At 62.9% G+C, this 18,085-nt stretch carries 18 protein-coding genes and 1 riboswitch; of the genes, 3 read left to right on the top strand and 15 right to left on the bottom strand.

All coding sequences use genetic code 11. The features are described from left to right. Positions 1–39 precede the first annotated feature (39 nt). From BW978_RS14520 to BW978_RS14485, 8 genes are read right to left on the bottom strand one after another with little or no spacing between them, the layout of a single operon-like run. Positions 40–495 carry a hypothetical protein gene (locus tag BW978_RS14520; RefSeq protein WP_076396195.1) on the bottom strand — a complete coding sequence of 152 codons (456 nt, stop codon included), beginning with the start codon at positions 493–495 and terminating at the stop codon, positions 40–42. Next, positions 488–1,264, bottom strand: a complete 777-nt coding sequence (gene cobM / locus BW978_RS14515) for a precorrin-4 C(11)-methyltransferase (protein ID WP_076396193.1) — start codon at positions 1,262–1,264, stop codon at positions 488–490. Before cobM ends, BW978_RS14520 begins: the two co-directional genes overlap by 8 nt. After that, on the bottom strand, positions 1,261–3,102 hold the full coding sequence (gene cobJ / locus BW978_RS14510; RefSeq protein ID WP_076396191.1) for a precorrin-3B C(17)-methyltransferase: 1,842 nt from the start codon (positions 3,100–3,102) through the stop codon (positions 1,261–1,263). The genes cobM and cobJ overlap by 4 nt, the downstream gene beginning before the upstream one ends. After that, positions 3,102–3,839, bottom strand: coding sequence for a precorrin-2 C(20)-methyltransferase (cobI, locus tag BW978_RS14505; protein ID WP_076396189.1), 738 nt, complete (start codon positions 3,837–3,839; stop codon positions 3,102–3,104). The genes cobJ and cobI overlap by 1 nt, the downstream gene beginning before the upstream one ends. Then, a complete protein-coding gene (gene cbiE / locus BW978_RS14500) occupies positions 3,836–5,077 on the bottom strand; it encodes a precorrin-6y C5,15-methyltransferase (decarboxylating) subunit CbiE (RefSeq protein ID WP_076396187.1) in 1,242 nt (413 codons plus the stop codon). The genes cobI and cbiE overlap by 4 nt, the downstream gene beginning before the upstream one ends. After that, positions 5,070–5,714, bottom strand: a complete 645-nt coding sequence (locus BW978_RS23585) for a precorrin-8X methylmutase (protein WP_076396185.1) — start codon at positions 5,712–5,714, stop codon at positions 5,070–5,072. Before BW978_RS23585 ends, cbiE begins: the two co-directional genes overlap by 8 nt. After that, positions 5,711–6,616, bottom strand: coding sequence for a hypothetical protein (locus tag BW978_RS23580; protein WP_076396183.1), 906 nt, complete (start codon positions 6,614–6,616; stop codon positions 5,711–5,713). The genes BW978_RS23585 and BW978_RS23580 overlap by 4 nt, the downstream gene beginning before the upstream one ends. Further along, positions 6,616–7,977, bottom strand: a complete 1,362-nt coding sequence (locus BW978_RS14485; protein WP_076396181.1) for a sirohydrochlorin chelatase — start codon at positions 7,975–7,977, stop codon at positions 6,616–6,618. Before BW978_RS14485 ends, BW978_RS23580 begins: the two co-directional genes overlap by 1 nt. A gap of 349 nt (positions 7,978–8,326) precedes the next feature. Between BW978_RS14485 and BW978_RS14480 the strand changes: the two genes are divergently transcribed. The 3 genes from BW978_RS14480 (at position 8,327) to BW978_RS14470 (ending at position 9,735) form a co-directional block, all read left to right on the top strand. Continuing rightward, positions 8,327–9,112 (top strand): TSUP family transporter, encoded by a 786-nt coding sequence (locus tag BW978_RS14480; protein WP_076396179.1) that lies wholly within the window; start codon positions 8,327–8,329, stop codon positions 9,110–9,112. Positions 9,113–9,187: 75 nt separating this feature from the next. Then, on the top strand, positions 9,188–9,442 hold the full coding sequence (locus BW978_RS14475; RefSeq protein WP_076396177.1) for a type II toxin-antitoxin system ParD family antitoxin: 255 nt from the start codon (positions 9,188–9,190) through the stop codon (positions 9,440–9,442). Further along, positions 9,439–9,735 (top strand): type II toxin-antitoxin system RelE/ParE family toxin, encoded by a 297-nt coding sequence (locus BW978_RS14470; protein ID WP_076396175.1) that lies wholly within the window; start codon positions 9,439–9,441, stop codon positions 9,733–9,735. The genes BW978_RS14475 and BW978_RS14470 overlap by 4 nt, the downstream gene beginning before the upstream one ends. Before the next feature lie 26 nt (positions 9,736–9,761). On the opposite strand, the gene cobO is transcribed toward BW978_RS14470, so the two are convergent. The 7 genes from cobO to BW978_RS14435 form a co-directional block, all read right to left on the bottom strand. Then, complete coding sequence (cobO, locus tag BW978_RS14465; protein WP_076396173.1) at positions 9,762–10,394, bottom strand: cob(I)yrinic acid a,c-diamide adenosyltransferase; 633 nt, start codon at positions 10,392–10,394, stop codon at positions 9,762–9,764. Further along, on the bottom strand, positions 10,391–10,837 hold the full coding sequence (locus BW978_RS14460) for a GNAT family N-acetyltransferase (protein ID WP_076396171.1): 447 nt from the start codon (positions 10,835–10,837) through the stop codon (positions 10,391–10,393). Before BW978_RS14460 ends, cobO begins: the two co-directional genes overlap by 4 nt. Further along, positions 10,834–11,253, bottom strand: a complete 420-nt coding sequence (locus BW978_RS14455) for a GFA family protein (protein ID WP_076396169.1) — start codon at positions 11,251–11,253, stop codon at positions 10,834–10,836. Before BW978_RS14455 ends, BW978_RS14460 begins: the two co-directional genes overlap by 4 nt. Beyond that, complete coding sequence (gene cobN / locus BW978_RS14450; RefSeq protein WP_076396167.1) at positions 11,246–15,007, bottom strand: cobaltochelatase subunit CobN; 3,762 nt, start codon at positions 15,005–15,007, stop codon at positions 11,246–11,248. The genes BW978_RS14455 and cobN overlap by 8 nt, the downstream gene beginning before the upstream one ends. 3 nt (positions 15,008–15,010) lie before the next feature. After that, positions 15,011–16,087: a cobalamin biosynthesis protein CobW gene (cobW, locus tag BW978_RS14445; RefSeq protein WP_076396165.1), complete on the bottom strand. Its 1,077-nt coding sequence runs from the start codon at positions 16,085–16,087 to the stop codon at positions 15,011–15,013. Between the two features lie 3 nt (positions 16,088–16,090). Beyond that, positions 16,091–16,621 (bottom strand): bifunctional adenosylcobinamide kinase/adenosylcobinamide-phosphate guanylyltransferase, encoded by a 531-nt coding sequence (gene cobU / locus BW978_RS14440; RefSeq protein WP_076396163.1) that lies wholly within the window; start codon positions 16,619–16,621, stop codon positions 16,091–16,093. Between the two features lie 184 nt (positions 16,622–16,805). Next, a riboswitch (cobalamin riboswitch) is annotated at positions 16,806–17,177 on the bottom strand. A 67-nt stretch (positions 17,178–17,244) separates the two neighbouring features. Continuing rightward, positions 17,245–18,063, bottom strand: coding sequence for a hypothetical protein (locus tag BW978_RS14435; protein ID WP_076396161.1), 819 nt, complete (start codon positions 18,061–18,063; stop codon positions 17,245–17,247). Between the last annotated feature and the right edge of the window lie 22 nt (positions 18,064–18,085).

The following is an 18,085-nucleotide window of genomic DNA, read 5'->3' as shown; positions in this document are numbered from 1 at the left end:
GAAATTGCCCATCAGACTTGCCCGCCGAGCTTTCGGACGTCACGGCCTGACGACCCAACGGCAGGTGAACCAATAGCCAGCTGTGAGGATGACCAGCAAACCGGCTATGCGCAGCAGGAGGCGATCGATGTTGGTGGCATAGGCAAGCTGGCCAAAGCCGTAAGTGACAAGCCCGAGGGCCATGTAGCCAACACCGATCCGCCACCATGCCGGTCGCACGCCGCTCATTACCCCCAGGATCAAGCGGCAGAGCGGAAGCGCCGGTAGCGCCCACATCATGATATTGAAGGTCCACTGCCAGGCGGTGCCGCTGTCGATCACGTTGTAGCCGAGATAGCTCCTGAACTCCCTGAGCGGCCCTTGCGACATGTAGACCAAGAGATAGACGAATGCCGTGGCCACTGTGACAACACAGCCGGCGAGGAATGCGGCGAGAAAGACGGCATATCGGCCGATGGGCGAACTTACGTGACGCCCACGCACTGCTTCAGCCACGAGCCTTCTTCTTCCCGACATTGCGCAGCACATGGCTAAAATCGGAATTGTAGAGATCGCTGTCGCGGAACTCGACATGACCGAAGACTTTGCCGACCAGCACCAGTGCGGTCCGCGTGATCTTCGCCTTGCGCACCTCTTCCGCCATGTCCTTCAGGGTCGTGCGGATGAACAGCTCATCCGGCCAGGTGGAACGATAGGCGATCACCACGGGGCAATCCTCGCCGTAGTAGGGTGTCAGAGTATCGCGGATATGTGTGAGGTTGCGAATCGACAGGTGAATCGCAAGCGTCGCCCGCGACTTACCCAGGATCTCCAGAGTCTCGAATTCCGGCATCGAGGATGCCTTCATCTCGGTGCGGGTGACGATAACTGTCTGTGCGATCTCGGGAAGTGTCAGCTCGGTCTTCAGCCGTGCGGCGGTCGCGGCAAACGCCGGGACGCCGGGGACGACATCATAGGGAATGCCTGCCGCATCGAGCCGGCGCATCTGTTCGGCAATGGCACCATAGATCGAGGGGTCGCCGGAATGCACGCGCGCAACATCCTGACCGCGTTCGTGGGCTGCCACCATATCCGCGACGATCTCGTCGAGATGCATGGGTGCCGTATCCTTGACGAGTGCATCCTCGGGTGCCGCCGCGACAATCTCCTCCGGCACCAGCGAGCCTGCATAGAGGCAGACCGGGCAGCGCTCGATGAGCCGCAGGCCGCGCACGGTGATGAGATCGGGGGCTCCGGGCCCGGCGCCGATGAAATAGACGGTCATGGTTCACTTCCCTTCATGCCACTGTCTGCCTTGCCTGAATAACCACGCGGCGTGTAGACCCAGGTCTTGCCGTCGCCGGTCGTCACCGTCCGGCTCTCGGACGAGCCGACCACCACGACGGTCAGCATGTCGACGTCGTCGACGTTCAGTTGTCCGAGCGGCACGGTACGCACGGTTTCACCTTCGCGGCCCAGATTGGTGGCGAGAATCACGGGTGTGGAGGACGGGCGGTATTTGAGGAGTTCGTCTCGGGCATAGGCGAGCTGCGTGCGGCGCTTCATCGAGACGGGATTGTAGAAGGCAATGACAAAATCGCCCTCGCCTGCCGCTTTCACCCGACGCTGGATATGCTCCCAGGGGGTCAGAAGATCAGAGAGCGAGATGGTGCAGAAATCATGGCCGAGCGGCGCACCAATGCGGGCAGCGGCAGCCTGAAGCGCGGAAATGCCGGGCGAGACCTGGACCTCGATGCGGCTCGCGCCATTGGTGATGCCGCCCTTGTCGAAGAGTTCGAAGACCAGCGTCGCCATGGCATAGATGCCCGCATCGCCGGAGCAGACCAGGGCTACCGTGTTGCCCTCACCCGCCAGTTCCATGGCATGCACGACCCGGGCCTCTTCTTTGCCGAGATCGAAATCGTGGCGCGTCTTGCCGTCGGCGAGTGGGCCGAGCAGGTCGAGATAGAGCGAGTAGCCGACGAGATCCGTGGAGGCCTGGACCATGCGCGAGACCTCGGGCGAGCGCCAGCCCTCCGAGCCTGGACCGATACCGACGACGAAGAGGGTACCGCGGGCACGGCCTGTCGTCTTCGGGTCGATGATATCAGCGGCCCTCGCAATCGCGGCTGTAGCACCCTTGGACTTGATCTTCTCGACAACGAGTTCGCCGGACGCGCCAACGGCCGCAAGCGCTGCCCCTTCCGCCACGCCATGGCAGCCGACTTCGGCGAAGACGACATCCGACGGGTTCTTCAGGCGCGGCGCTTCGGCTTCGAGCGTAGCTGCGCTGAAGAACCGGGCTGGTACGCCGAAATGCGCCGCTACCGCATGAATTGCCGTCTCGTCGGACTTTAGGTCGATCGAGCAGATGGCAGCAAGGCTTTCCTTCGCGAAACCACTCTTTACGAGTGCTTCCTCGGCGAGCGCGATGGCTTCTTCCGGCTTCGCATGCCGCTCGCAGCCCATACCGAGCACCAGCGTCTTCGGATGATAGACGAGTTCCAGCTCGCCTGATGTCTTCTGTTGGTCGGTCACGGTCAGCGTCACGCGGGCCTCTTGTTGGAATGGAAGTCTTGATTGGGTTAGCCAGTTCGCAGATGCACCCTCGAGCCTCACGCCCGCACCCGCGACAAGCTCCGCCATGACGGCCTTGGCGCACTGGGGATTGGCAAGCACATAGCCTTCCGGCGGCTGATCAAGTGCTACACCAAATTTCAGGTCGCCGGCCGTCGTGATCGCGGCATGGGTATCGAGGGCGGAGGCAATCTGGCTTGCGAGTTCATTGGCGCCGTGATGGCCGCCGAGCAGCGGCACGACGGAGGAACCATCCTCAGAGACGGCGAGCACGGGCGGTTCGGAGTGTTTGTCGGAGAGCATCGGTGCGAGGAGACGAATAAGCGCGCCAGACGCCATCACCGCAACGATCGGTCGGCCGGCGGCAAACAGCGCCTGGACATGATCCTTGGCAGATGCAAAGCGCAGATCTGCCTCCTCGACGCGGGCGGCAGCACCATGCAGTTCACCGCCGATGTCCGCTGCAATGCGGCGACCCAGCAAAGCGGTTGATGCACTCAGGATGACGACGGCAGGTTTGCCCGGGCATGCGGAGATGTCAGTCATCACACCAAGCTTCCCAGCGTTTTCGCGAGTGCAGGATGCCAGCGTTCGTCGCCCTTGTAGATCAGGATCATCGAGAAATAGGGCGCGGTGTCCTCGGACACCTCAGCCAGCGGGGTGAGCTTCTGTTCGGCAAGGCTCACGCGCTCTGCATATCCCGCCTGTGCGGTCAACCCGAGGCTTTCGATCAGCGCGCGGATACGGGCGAAATGCCGGCCGAGCTTGATGATCGCAACGGCGCCAGAGGCCTCGATGCGGGCGGCGAGTTCATCATCCGTCAGAGGACCGGGGAGTACGGTCAGCACATCGTTGCGGGCGGCAAGAGGACGACCGAGGCCGGCGGCTGCGGCCATCATCGAGGAGACGCCCGGCACGACCTCTGTCGGATATCGATCGGCAAGCCGCTCGAAGAGATACATGAACGAGCCGTAGAAGAAGGGATCGCCCTCGCAGAGGACGGCGACATCGGAGCCAGCGTCGAGATGATGCGACAGGGTCTCGGCGGCCCGCGTGTAGATATCCTGCGCTGGAAAACGCTCAACGCGCATCGGCACGATGATCGGCACCTCCAGCTGCGCAGCTGTCAGATACGGGGCCGCAATCTGGCGGGCGAAGCTCGGGCCGGTATCGGGCGCCGGATAGGCGACGACGGAGCAGCTTGTCAGGATGCGATGGGCCTTCAGCGTCAGCAGTTCCGGATCGCCGGGGCCGAGGCCGAGGCCGTAGAGTTTGCCGGTCATTCAGCCTCTCCCTTTACAACCGTCCACATCGTGACCGGCATCAGCGACTTCCAGCCGCAAAAGCGCCCGACCGGGGCCGCTCGCGAAACCTGGATACGCACGAGTTCACCGCCGTGCTGGCCGCGCAGTTCCGCCAGTCGCGCTTCACCCTCGATGGTCACCGCATTGGCGACCAAGAGACCGCCTACTCCGAGCGCTGCCCAGCAGGTGTCGAACAGCCCCTCCCCGGTAATGCCGCCACCGATGAAGATGACATCCGGGCGTTTCAGACTGGTCAGTGCTTCCGGCGCATGGCCCTCGATGATCTCCAGATCCGGTACGCCCAGGGTCTCGGCATTGGCGCGGATCATCGCCACCCGCTCTGGTTTCGGCTCGATGGCAATCGCCTTCGTGCCCATGCCAGCGCGCATCCATTCGATGGCGATCGAGCCGCAGCCGGCGCCGACGTCCCAGAGCAGCGCATTGGGAAAGGGTGCCAGTTGCGCCAGCGTCGCGGCGCGGATCTCCCGCTTGGTCAACTGCCCGTCGTGGCGGAAAGCCTCGTCCGGCAGACCGGGTACCGGTGCCAGAAGCGGTCCGTCTTCAGCGCAATCGATGGCCAGCGTATTGAAGTCCGACATGGCCGGGCAGGTCTCGGCCATTTCCAGCGCGGTCATGCGCAGAATGCGCTCGCGATGGCTGCCCATGTGCTCGAGAACATGCAGGACCGAGGCGCCGAAGCCACGCTCGGCGAGCAGCACGGCGGCCGCCTGTACGGTGGAGGCATCCGAGGTCAGCGCCAGAATGCGGACCCGCGGCATGACGTGGCGATTGAGGAAGGCGAGCGGTCGGCCATGCAGGGAGATCTGCGTGACCGACTGCAGCGGCCAGCCAAGACGGGCAGCAGCCAGAGAGAAGGCGGACGGGCTCGGGAGCACCATCATCTCCTCAGCCGCCACATAGCGCCGGAGCGTGGCACCAATGCCGAAATGCATGGGATCACCGGTGGCGAGAACCGTGACCGGCGTACCGCGCAGTTTCAAGATCTGCGCCAGCGTCTCGCGGAAACCAGCACCCCAGGTGAGTATACGTTTCAACCCGGGCAGGCTCGCGCCATCGATGACTGCATCCAGCCGCTCTCCGATGACGAGCGTCTCCGCCTGCCAGACGACGGCCTGCGCTTCGGGCGTCAGGCTTTCCAGTCCGTTGTCGCCGATGCCGATGATGGTGAGCCAGGGGCCGTGCGCGTGCTCAGACATTGGTGCCGAGCCCTCCTGCCAAGGCATTCACCGCTGCCGAGGCCATGGCCGAGCCGCCCCGGCGACCGCGCACCGCGATATAGGGAACGCCTCTGGAATTGGCGATCAGTTCTTCCTTGCTCTCGGCGGCACCCACGAATCCGACGGGAAAGCCGAGGATGATCGCCGGCTTCGGCGCGCCGGCGTCGATGCGCTCCAGCAAACGGAAGAGTGCTGTCGGCGCATTACCGATGGCGACCACGGCGCCACCGAGATGTTCGTCCCAGAGGTCGACCTGGGCGGCCGAGCGGGTATTGCCGATCTCAGCGGCCTTCGGGCGCACACGCTCGTCATTCAACAGGCAGAGGATCTGGTTTTCGGCCGGCAGCAGGCGGCGGATCACGCCGTGGCGGACCATCTCGACATCAACGAGAACGGGAGCGCCCTTTTCAAGCGCTGCGACTCCGGCCTCGAAGGCACCGTCCGACCATCTGACATCTTCGGCGAGTTCGACCATGCCGCAGGCATGGATGAGGCGGATGACCAGTGGCTGGAGGACCGTGGGGAAACGGCCGAGAGCGGCTTCTTCGCGAATGGTGGCGAAGGACTGGCGATAGATTTCAGCGGGGTCGCGGATGTAGTCGAGGGGCGATGTCATGCTGCCATCTCCCGCGGAAGCTCGAGGTGCCCGATGCCGAGCACCCAGCCCTCTTCCGCAACCGAAACGGCGACCTCGTCATCCGTCAGCACTGCCGGACGATCGAGCAGGGTGCCAAGCCGACCATCCCCATCGAACCGCGCAAAGGCCTCCGCAACGGTCCGCACCTGAAGGGCATCCTTGACCTCGTCGCCTTCTGGCAGCGCAAAGAGCGACGGGTAGATTTCGGCGAAGACCACAGGTTTTTCGAAGGTGCCGGCAAAACCTGTCTCGAAGGGCCAGACGGCAACGTGATCACCGTGTCCACTCTCATCCAGGAACCGCGACAGCCTGTTAATGCCGAGCAGCGTCTGGCTGCCGACGGAGCCGTTGTAGGTCAGCTGCCAGACAGACTTCGCCCCCTTGGCAAAATACTCCGAGCGGCGGAAGGCAAGCGGCGGCGATTGGGGGGCTGCCGGCTTCTTGTCGGAGAGATGGTCATAGGCATGCTGATGCGGCCGCCCCCAGAAGCGCGGCTCGCCGGCAAAATGGGTGGCATTCCAGCGCGATGCGAGATCGAAGCGGTTGTTGCGGTTATCAGGCGCATCCTCGATTTCGTCAGCAATCTTGCACCAGAGGGCCCGCCAGTCCGCCCTTCCCGTCAGGCGCTCTGCGGTGCCCGCCGGATAGCCGAAGGCAAAGTCGAAGCCGCAAAGCAGGCGTTGGCCTTCCGCAATCGCTGCGCCGACCACGACATCAAGTCGCTGCATGAAGGCATGACGGGTCGCAAAATTCTCGTTCCAGTCGATCACAACCCTATCGCCCTCGCGCCGGGCGAGGCACGCCCAGAGCGAGTTCTTGCCCGTCACCGGTTGTCCGGCAGCGGACCAGTCGACGATCAGGATGCGATCGAAGAGCGGCATTACTTTTTCTTCTGCATCGACTTCGGCCCCAGCGGATGGTCGGCATGGGGGTAAGGTGCGTGATGATGGTCGTGACCGTGACCATGGGAATGACCGTGCGCATGTCCATGGTTGTGTCCGTGATCGTGGCCATGTTGATGATCATGGTCGTGGTGATGACCGTGACCATGATCGTGGTCATGATGGCCACAGCCGCAGTTGGGACCATGCTCGTGCTGGGCAGCCTTGCCGGAGGACGGTGCGTCCATCACGGCCTGCAGATCGGCATCAGGTGTCTTGTCCTTGAGGCCGGCATACTTGCCACCGAGCGTGAAGGACGGCGCGTAGTCGAAGCTCGGCTCGACGGGCACTGGCTTCAAAGGTGCCGGATCGGCATGGCTGTGCAGCGGCGTCCACGGCAGGCCATGCTCGCGACAGAAATCGGGATCGCGGCAGGAGGCGTCGCAATCCCCCTTGCAGGGACAGTTTTCCAAGCCGCCGCCAATGCCCTCGACATGGTGATGATGGCTCTCCTGCGGCTGGCCGACGTCAGCTTCGAAGCCGAGCACCTGTTCGCGGTACTTGCACATCTGGCAGTTCATCACGGCCGCGCCTTCAAGTATCTCCTTGACCCGATCCTGGAAGGCATCGAGCACCAGCGGGTGGTCGTTGAGATAGCTCGCCTTGACGAACTGGATCTCCGGGTAACGCGCTGCCACCTCATCGGTATAGCTGTAGATGCGCTTCACCAGCACGCCGGTGAACAGGAAATAGGGGAAGACGACGATGCGCTTGTAGCCGAGCTTGGCGGCATGGGTCAGGCCCGGCTCGACAAGCGGGAATGTGACACCCGAGTAGCAGGTTTCGCCCCAACCGAAGCCCATGCCTTCCCAGAGCATACGCATGACCTTGGTGGCATTCGAATTGGCATCCGGATCCGACGAGCCGCGACCGACGACCATCAGCAGCGTGTCGTGCTTCTCGACGAAGCCGAGCGTCTCATTTGCCTCATCGACGGCAGCCTGAATGCGGTCGCCGGCGGCGCGGATCATCTTCAGGTCGATGCCAAGCTCGCGGCCGTAATTGACCACCATGCCCGGGTTCTGTGCCTGATAGGTGTTGAGCACCGAGGGAATATCGTTCTTGGCGTGACCTGCGGCAAAGAGCATGCCCGGAACCGCGAGTACGCGGGTCACGCCCTGTTCGCGCAGGCTGTCGAGACCGGCCGAAATCACCGGATTGCAGAATTCGAGATAGCCATATTCGACCGGCATGTCGGGATTGCGGGCGCGCAACGCCTCTGCAATCACAGCGAATTCCTTCGCCGCGTTCTGATTGCGGCTGCCGTGGCCGCAGACCATGATTCCGAGTTTTTCCGCCATAGGTTGAGGCCTCCCTGCTTCGTTTTTTCTGCCTGTACGAAGCGCCGAACCATCCACCTCGAAAGGAGTGGTCCATGGCCTTTGGGACAGCTCCGGAATTGGCCCCCTGATTGGGTCGGCCGCACCGGACTATTTCCAGCCTGTCGAACAGGCGCCGTCGCACATTGCCATGAGCTTTATCGAAGCCTTATCCAACGGTCAAACCGGATTGCGGCGCTTTATGTGGCGGAAGCGGCAGTTCACAGAATGTCCCCGCTGCGACCCGCACGACACGGCCTTGCAAGGTTGCGCAGCCGCGGCGTTTGGTCCACAACGGCGCCACCTTCCCTCACCCTTCACGAGTCTCCCCGTGGCCGATCTCGCTTTCCAAGCTTTGCTGCTGCTGTTCATTGCCGCCTTCATCGCCGGTTTCATCGATTCGATTGCGGGTGGCGGCGGGCTGATCACCATCCCGGCCATGCTGATTGCCGGCATTCCGCCGCTGGAAACGCTCGGCACCAACAAGCTGCAATCGATGTTCGGCGCGGGTTCGGCGACGCTTGCCTATGCGCGCAAAGGTCATGTGGATCTGAAGAAGCAGCTGCCGATGGCTGTCATGGCGGTTATCGGTGGCGCCATCGGCGCCCTGATCGCTACCGTGGTGCCGGGAGACGTGCTGCGGGTGCTGATGCCCTTCCTGCTCGTTGCCATCGCGCTCTATTTTGCGCTGAAGCCGAACATTTCCGACGAAGACCGCCATCAGCGCATGACACCCTTCGTCTTCGGCGTGACGCTTGTGCCGCTGATCGGCCTCTACGACGGCGTCTTCGGCCCCGGCACCGGCTCGTTCTTCATGCTCGCCTTCGTCTCGCTTGCCGGGTTTGGCATGTTGAAGGCGACCGCGCATACGAAGCTTCTGAACCTCGGCTCTAATCTCGGCGCCTTCCTGATTTTCGTCGCGAGCGGCGTGGTGCTCTGGAAAGTCGGCCTCCTGATGGGCGTCGGCCAGTTCCTCGGCGCCCAGACCGGCTCGCGCTTCGCCATGCGCAAGGGCGCCAAGATCATCAAGCCGCTGCTGGTCGTCACCTGCGTGGCGCTAGCCATCCGGCTTCTCGCTGACCCGACCAATCCGATCCGGGTGTGGATCGGGGTCTGAAGACTCCGTTCTTTGCAGAGCGAGAGCGTAGCGCTATATTCATTCTCGGCAATCCGTGGCCTGCAGAGAGGAACTATGGCAAAGACAGCTCTCGATCTTGGAACTCATTGGCTGAACTTCATCGATGAAAAGGTCAAGAGCGGTCGCTATGCGTCGGCGGACGAGGTCGTGCGCGATGCGCTGAAAGGCCTGGAGGATCAGGACCGCAAGCTTGCAGACGTTCTTTTACAAATCGATGAAGGCCGGCAACAGGCGAAGGCGGGAGTGTTTGTCGACGACGATTTTCTCGACCGTCTGATCGAGGCGGATGTCGAGGTTGATCACCGTTGAGCGGCCGCTATCGCCTTACGCCGAAAGCGGCTGATGATCTCAAGGCGATCAATGACTATACCGCTCGGCAATGGGGCCATGAGCAACGCCGGAAATACCTTGGCGAACTCAGGCACCGGTTCAGATGGCTTGCCGAGCAGCCCCTCCTCGGTCGGGCGCGACCCGAACTCCGTGATAACTGCTATTCCTATACCCAGGGCGAGCACCTGATTTTCTACGCTATCAGGTCTCCCGACATCGAAATTCTGTCAGTGATCCATAATGGATCGCTCCCAGATTTTCTTCGGCGCTGAGTACTCAGCCCTGGGCCGTTCGCCCCCTAGTACTCCACGCCGATCTGGGCCTTGATGCCCGAGCGGAATGGGTGCTTCACCAGTTCCATCTCCGTCACCAGATCGGCGAGTTCGATCAACTCGTCCTTGGCATTGCGGCCGGTCAGCACGACATGAGTCATCGGAGGCTTCTCGGTCGCGAGGAATTCCAGCACGTCTGCCAGATCGATATAGTCGTAGCGGATGGCGATGTTCACCTCATCGAGCAGCACCATGGAATTGGCGGGATCGCGGATCAGTTCCTTGGCCTTCTCCCAGGCAGCCTGCGCCATCTCGATATCGCGCGCCTTGTCCTGGGTTTCCCAGGTGAAGCCTTCGCCCATGGTGTGGAAGTCGCACAGATCCGAGAAATGCTTGAGGATCATGTCCCGTTCACCGGTCGACATGGCGCCCTTGATGAACTGGACCACGGCGCATTTCTTGCCGTGTGCGATGTGCCGGAAAATCATGCCGAAGGCAGCAGACGACTTGCCCTTGCCCTTGCCGGTATGAACGATGATCAGGCCTTTCTCGCCCGTCTTGGTCGCCATGATCTTGTCGCGCGCGACCTTCTTCTTGGCCATCTTTTCCGCATGGCGGGCGAGATCGGTCTCGCCGGTCGAAGGGGTTTCATCGGTCATGTCGTACTCCCAGTATCGTTGAATTCTTTTGCAAACCAGATCCGCTGCGGCGCATCGCCGATCTTGGGCAAGCGGCCGATCTCGCGATATCCCTCGCGGAGGTAGAAGCGTGGCGCCTGGAACTCGAAGGTGTCGAGATAAATCCCGACGAGGCCATCCTCGCGCGCCATGGCTTCGGCTCGTGCAAGAAGCTGCGCACCGATGCCGCCGCCGCGCGCCTCGGGCGAAACAGCGAGAAGCTTGACGAAGAACCAGCGCTGCAGATGAGCGCCGGTCAGCCCGCCCACCATCTTGCCGTCAGCGTCCACGGCACGTAGCTGAACCTTTCGCCCTTCGAACGGGCGTCCCTGCTCTTTGGCTGCCTCATCGAGAATGGCATCGACGGCTCCGGTCAAGAGAGCGTTCTCACCCTCCACCAGTTCAATATGCACTGACTTTGTCACACGCCGCCCTCGCTCTTCGGCAGGTCGTCGGCGACATGCAACCAGTCGACGCGTTCGTCCCAGTGCCAGTGCTCACGGATCGGTACGGAAAGGCCGTCATCAAGACTCGCCACATACAGATCGATATCGTCAGGTCGACGCTCCGTCTCGAAGGACATCGGCGATCCGCAATTGCCGCAAAAGCCGCGGCGCACGCCCGGCGAAGACGCATAGTAGCGGAGGCTTTCACCAGAGAGCTCCGTTCCCTCTCGCGGGACCGTGAAAAAGGTGGTGACCGGCGACGATGCGGTGCGGCGGCAGCTTTCACAGTGACAATGGCCGGAGGTGCGGACGAGTCCAGTGGCACGAAAGCGTACGTCGCCACACAGGCAATGGCCGCTCAAAACCAACGGCTTTCCATCCTGAACGTCAGGCATGCACGCCTCCTTCGACCATTTCGCTCAATGTGAATTTGGCTGAGTTGCTCTTCGGCGTCCACAGGCCGCGATCGATCGCTTCGATCAGGCGCTCGGAGAGCTCCTTCTGGGCCGGTGCATTCTTCTCGGCCATGAAATCGCGGACCCGCTCATCGAGGATGAACGCCTGGTAGACAGCCTCGAAATGGTGGTCGCGCACGGCGCCCGTCGTCGCCGCAAAGGCAAACATGTAGTCGACCGTCGCGGTGATTTCGAATGCGCCCTTGTATCCGTGGCGCATGACGCCTTCGATCCATTTCGGATTGACGACACGGGCGCGCACCACGCGGCCGATCTCTTCCTCCAGGCTGCGGATTACGGGCTTTTCCGGCCGTGAATGGTCGTTGTGATAGACCTTGGGCCTGGTGCCAGCGACATGCTCGATCGCCGCCGTCATACCACCTTCGAACTGATAGTAGTCGTCGCTGTCGAGCAGATCGTGTTCGCGATTGTCCTGGTTCTGCACCACGGCCTGAACCGAGCGCAGCCGCTCCTCGAACAGCCCCCGTTCCGCCTTGCCCTCTTCGCCAGCACCATAGGCATAACCGCCCCAGACGAGATAGCTTTCGGCGAGATCGGCGCGGTCATTCCAGCCCTTCTCGTCGATCAATGCCTGCAGGCCAGCCCCATAGGCGCCGGGCTTGGAGCCGAAGACGCGGTAACCGGCGCGGCGCGCGGCCTGTTTTTCGTCAAGCCCTTCAGACTTAAGCTTGTCGGTTTCGGCCCGTACACGTGCGGCGATCGGATTATCTTCCTCGTCCTCGTCGAGTGCCGCCACCGCGCGCACCGCCTTGTCGAAGAGCGCGATCTGTTCGGGGAAGGCATCGCGGAAGAAACCGGAGATGCGCAGTGTCACATCGACACGCGGCCGTCCAAGGATCGCGATCGGGATCACCTCGAAGCCGGTGACGCGGCGCGAGGCCATGTCCCAGAGCGGCTTGATACCGATCAGCGCCAGGGCCTGGGCGATATCATCGCCGCCGGTGCGCATGTTCGACGTGCCCCAGGCGGTAATACCGAAGGATGTCGGCCATTCGCCGTGATCCTGCACGTAACGCTGGATCAAAAGCTCGGCGGATTTCTTGCCGAGTTCATAGGCTGCCGGTGTGGGAACAGCACGGCTGTCGACAGAGTAGAAGTTACGTCCCGTGGGCAGGACATCAGGTCGTCCGCGCGTCGGCGCGCCGGAGGGGCCGGGGGGAACGAATTGGCCGGCGAGCCCCTTCAGCAGGCCCTGAATTTCAGCAGGGCCGGAAGAGACGACCGCGGGTTTGAGGCGGGTTTCGATTTCAGCGAGCACGGCTTGGGTGCGCGGCCAGTCATCCGGGCAGGCGATCTCACCCGCGACCAGCTGTGCAGAGAGGAGTTCGATGCGTTCCACGGTGTCGCCGTGGGTGCGCCACGGGGCATCGATGACATCGGCGAGGATCTCGGGCGTCGGGCCGCTCCACGGATCGGACATGACGCAGTCGAGGGGATCGAAGCCTTTCGTCTTGAGCAAATCTCCAGCGATCGCCCGCTGCAAACTCGCATCCCCGCCCTCACCTTGCCCCCGCGGCACCCGCGCCAGCGCAACGACGAGATCGGTCAACAACCGTCCCTCCGGCGCGAGCCCGAAGATGTGCAGCCCGTCGTGGATCTGCATTTCCTTGAGGTCACAGAGATAGGCGTCGAGCTTTTCCAGCGCCTGATCCTCCGCCTCACCCTTGGCGATGCCGGCATCCTGGTCGAGACCGATATCGGCGATCAGCTCGAGGATCTGCTTTTTCAACAAAACAAGCCGGCGCGGGTCGCCGCCCGAGGCTTCGTAATACTCGTCAACCAGCGCCTCCAGGTCCTTGAGCGGCCCGTAGCTCTCGGCCCGCGTCAGCGGAGGTGTCAGGTGGTCGATGATGACAGCGGAGGTTCGGCGCTTGGCCTGGGTGCCCTCGCCGGGATCGTTGACGATGAAGGGATAGAGATGCGGCAAAGGGCCTAAGACGGCTTCGGGGAAACAGGTTTCCGACAGCGCCAAAGCCTTGCCCGGCAGCCATTCGAGATTGCCGTGCTTGCCCATGTGGATGACGGCCTGCGCGCCGAATTCCCGCCTCAGGAAGGCGTAGAAGGCGAGGTAGCCATGCGGCGGCACGAGGTCCGGCGAATGATAGGTTTCCTTGGGATCGATGTTGTAACCACGGGCCGGCTGGATGCCGATCATGAGCTTGCCAAAGCGCATCAACGGCAGCGCGAAGGCTCCGTCGAGATGGAAGGGGTCGGTTTCCGGCGCCCCCCAGCGCGCGGTGACGCGATCTTGAACTGCTTTAGGAAGATCGCCAAAGAACTTTATGTAATCACTTACGGAAAGGCGTTCACGAATGACCCGTCCGTTGTGCGCCGCATTGGTCGGGCCGGCCATCAAGGCCTGTATCAGGGTATCGCCGTCAGCGGGCAGATCAGCGACGTCGTAGCCGGCGTCGCGCATGGCGCGCATGACTTCGATCGTGCCTGCCGGCGTATCAAGACCGACGCCATTGCCAAGTCGTCCGTCACGGTTCGGGTAGTTGGCCATGACCAATGCCACGCGCCGGTCTGCAGGCTCGGTCGCGCGAAGTGTCGCCCAGTTCGCGGCCATTTCGGCGACGAAGCGCATGCGGCCGGCATTCGGCTCGTGGCTGACGAGATTGGCCTCGACCCGCTCGTCGAAGCGCGCTTTCGACTTGAAGGAGACGGCACGGGTCAGCACTCGCCCATCGACTTCCGGCAAAGCGACGCTCATCGCCAGATCGCGGGCGCTGAGACCCTGGCTCGAATTCTCCCAGGTGGTACGCGGCGAGGACGAGAAGATCGCTTGCAGGACAACGGCGCCGGTCTCGTCGAGCACAGTGGACGGCTTTTCCGCGCCAGGGGTCGAGACGGCGAAGCCAGTCGTATTGATGACCACCGATGGCGGGAAGCGGGCGAAGATGGCGCGCAGCGTGTCGACGGAAACCTGGTCCTTGAGGCTCGAGACGAAGACCGGCAGAGGAGTGAGGCCCTCGACCTGCAAGGCTTCTACCATGGCCTCGACGGGTGACGTTTCGCCGCTCTGGACGAGGGCACGGTAGAAGCAGAGGGGAGTAATGGCCTGCAGGTCAGAGGGGGGTGCCGTAAACGCCAGCCTCTCCCACTCTTCGACCCCGATCACGCCCTTGCCCGGCCACCAGATACCGGCCTTCAGCAGGGGGCGCGCCGGTTCCGGTCGGTCGGTGCCATCGAGAATAGCCTCGGCATAGGACACAAAAGCGGAGGCATTCCCCGCCCCGCCTTCGGTGAGATAGGTCCACAGCGCGTTGCGGTCCTCGTCTGAGCCGTTCTGAAACGGCGAAAGGCCTTCATCCGGCTTGTCGTCACCGGGCAGCACGACGATTGCCGCGCCGCTGCGTCGAGCGCAAGCATGCAGCGCCTCCAGCGCATAGTGAAAGTAACTTGCCCCGCCTAGCGCTCTCACCACGATCAGCCGCGCATGGCGTGCCGTGCGCTCGATGTAGGTGTCGACCGACATGGGATGCTTGAGCGTCATCAGGCTGGCGAGCCGCCAGCGCACCGCCTGCTCGCTCCTCACCTCAACGGCTGCGGCAATTGCCGCAAGCTCCGTGTCGGCGGCCGAGAGGAACAGCACGTCCCCCGGCGTCTGGCCAAGATCGATCGCCTCGTCGCCGTCGCTGATCGATCCCTTCTGGGCGAGAAGCAGATGCATGGATCAGCCGGCCGCTGCCTGGACGTCCTCGACGACGGCGCCGAAATCCCATTCATGCAGGCCGATGACGACAATGCGCGTCTCGCGCTTCTCGCTTGATGTCCAGGGGCGGTCGAAATAGGTGTCGATGCGGGTGCCGACGGCCTGGATAACGAGACGCATCGGCTTGCCGGGCACGTCGATAAAGCCCTTCAGGCGCAGGATGTCGTGCTTCTCGATGACCGGCTTCAGGCGGTCGATGAAGTCTTGGGGATCCTTGATCGCGCCGAGCTTCACGACGAAGCTCTCGAACTCGTCGTGATCGTGATGATGGTCGTGGTCTTCGCCCGAGGCATGCAGCGCCTCGTGCTCCATCTCGTGATGCGACTTGCGGTTCTCGATGTCGTCTTCGGTGCTGGCGCCGATGCCGAGTAGGACGAGTGAGGGAACTTCGCCGTTCTTCGCCTCGATCATCGAAGGCTTGCGGCTGGTGCGGCTGTTCACCTCAGCGCGAACGGCGGCAATCCCCGCAGCATCGAGCAGATCTGTCTTGTTGAGGACGATGAGGTCAGCGCAGGTTAGCTGGTCCTCGAAGAGTTCCTCGATCGGGCTTTCGTGGTCGAGATTGTCATCCTCGGCGCGCTGGGCGGCGACCGCATCATGGTCGTCGGCAAAACGGCCAGCGGCGACGGCCACGCTATCGACCACAGTCACGACACCATCAACGGTGACGCGGGTGCGGATATCGGGCCAGTTGAAGGCGGCGACCAGCGGCTGCGGCAGGGCCAGACCCGAAGTCTCGATGACGATGTGGTCGGGCTTCACGTCACGCTCGAGCAGCTTCAGCATGGTCGGCACGAAATCGTCGGCGACCGTGCAGCAGATGCAGCCATTGGTGAGTTCGATGATGTCGTCTTCGGTGCAATTTTCGGCGCCGCAGCCCTTCAGCACATCGCCATCGACGCCGAGATCGCCGAATTCATTGATGATCAGCGCGATCTTCTTGCCGCCAGCATTCATCAGCATGTTACGGATGATCGTGGTCTTGCCGGCCCCCAGAAAGCCGGTGATGACGGTGGCTGGGATCTTTTGCTGCAACATGGTTCAACCCTTCATTTTCAACGGCAAACCTGCCGCGATAAAATAGACTTCAGCCGCCTCGGCGGCGATGGCTTGGTGGAGACGGCCGGCATGGTCGCGGAAGGCGCGGGCCATTTTGTTTTCGGGCACGATGCCGAGGCCGACTTCATTGGAAACGAAGATGACGGTGGCCTGGAGTTCCCCAAGACTGGCGGCGAGTTCCGCGCCGTCTGCGTCGACGTCACGGCCTTCTTCCATCATAAGGTTGGTGACCCAGAGCGTCAGGCAGTCGACGAGGATCACCCGCTCGGGCTTGTCCAGCGCCTTCAGTGCCCCGACGACATCGACGGGCTCCTCATGCGTTGTCCAGCCGTCATGGGCGCGGTCGGCCTTGTGGGTCTCGATGCGGGCACGCATCTCGTCGTCCCAGGCGCGTCCCGTGGCTAGGTAGAACTTCTCAAGCGCCGAATTGCGCGCCAACCCCTCGGCAAAGCGCGACTTGCCCGAGCGGGCGCCACCGAGAACCAGGATGGATCGGGAATGGAATGCTGTCATGGCGCGCCATGACCTTCGACCGCGCACAGGCGGTCTGTGGCGCATGCATTCAGCATGTACGAATAATCAATCGGTGCCAGGCCCGCAAATACGGACCGGCACCGGCGGGGCGCAAAGGGCCCGCGGATGCAAGACGTCGCCACGACAACCTCCGTGCTGGCAACGGGGAGACCTCCCCAGTGTGGGCACCATGCCCGTGGATGGCAGGTCTCCTGGCTCGCAGGTCGTGGTCTTTAAAGGACCGTCGGGTTCTCCTCGCCTTCCCAGGGTTCACGGCAACACGAAAGAGCGGACGATTCGTAGAGAAAGAGGCGTCCTGCCCCGGCTGATCGTGTTGCCACCCCAGTGGCTTTTCCGTCCTGCCGTTCTGGCGAGCCGGTCGCACCCTGCGACCCGTCACTCGTTCAACGACAAGGCGAATGGAGAACCCTCGCTGCAATACAGTCGCGGGGTCGGCTGCGTTCGGCGTGCCCGGATGGGGTCCACGCCTTCGCATTCCCTTTTGCTCTCCGGACAACATCTCTGCCGTTCGGAAACCATCCACGACGAGAATTAGGCCGAGGTCGAAGCCAAGTCAATCACAGCTGCGGCGGAGAGCTGCGTCATTGCGCCTGGGGCACGGATCAAGGGCTCGCGGAGCAGTCCGGCGTGACGGTTGGATCGCAATCCGGCCGCAGGCGAATGGTGCCGACGGCTCCCTGCTCGACCGGCGTGCCGTGGCCGATGTCGGCAGCGCGACGCGCAGGCTGTGCCGGGGCTGCGGGCCGGGGTGTCTGCACGTCGGCGACTGGCGGCGCTGCCATTTCGCGCGGTGGCGGAGGAACAGCCGTCTCCGGCATGGTCCCGACGGACGAGTTTTGCGGCGCCGCCTGCTGCACCACCGGGGCGGCGCGCGGCGTTTCCGCCCGTGCATTCGGCACGATCACCGGGGGTGGCTCCGAAGCAAGTCGCGTTGATATGGTTCGCTGTGGCAGGGTCTTGCGGACACGCGGCGTGGTCAGCGAGAAGGCAAAACGGATACGGGCCGCGACCTCTTCGGCAAGCGCCTGACGCGCCCAGCGCGGGTCGTCGGTCGGGCCGTTCACCCGGAAGCTGCCCTTGGCGACCGGCTCGCCGGTTTCGACTGAAACAGCAGTCACGGTGAAGTCAGCCTGAGCAAGACGGCGACGGGCACCTTCGCCGAAACCGAGGCGATCGATTTTGACCAGAAGCACGACACGCTCGGCACCCGCGGGCGGCCGCGTCGCCGCAATCGCGGCCGAGACGCGGCGATCGACGCTTTCGATAAGGTCGAGCGGGATGCGTGCATCGGCCATGACCGTCACGTTGCGGACGTAGTAGACCAATGGACGGTCGATGCTGCGCCCGAAGAAGACGGAGCAGGAAGCGAGCAGCAGGGCGAAGCCCATGGCGACGGCAATTCGAAGGCTGCGAGCGAACATGACGACCCCGGACAGGTGATTC

This window comes from Rhizobium sp. RU33A (assembly GCF_900156055.1).
Classification (GTDB): Bacteria; Pseudomonadota; Alphaproteobacteria; order Rhizobiales; family Rhizobiaceae; genus Allorhizobium.
The sequence above is the reverse complement of the archived record's forward strand: the minus strand, read 5'-3'. Positions and strand labels throughout refer to the sequence as shown.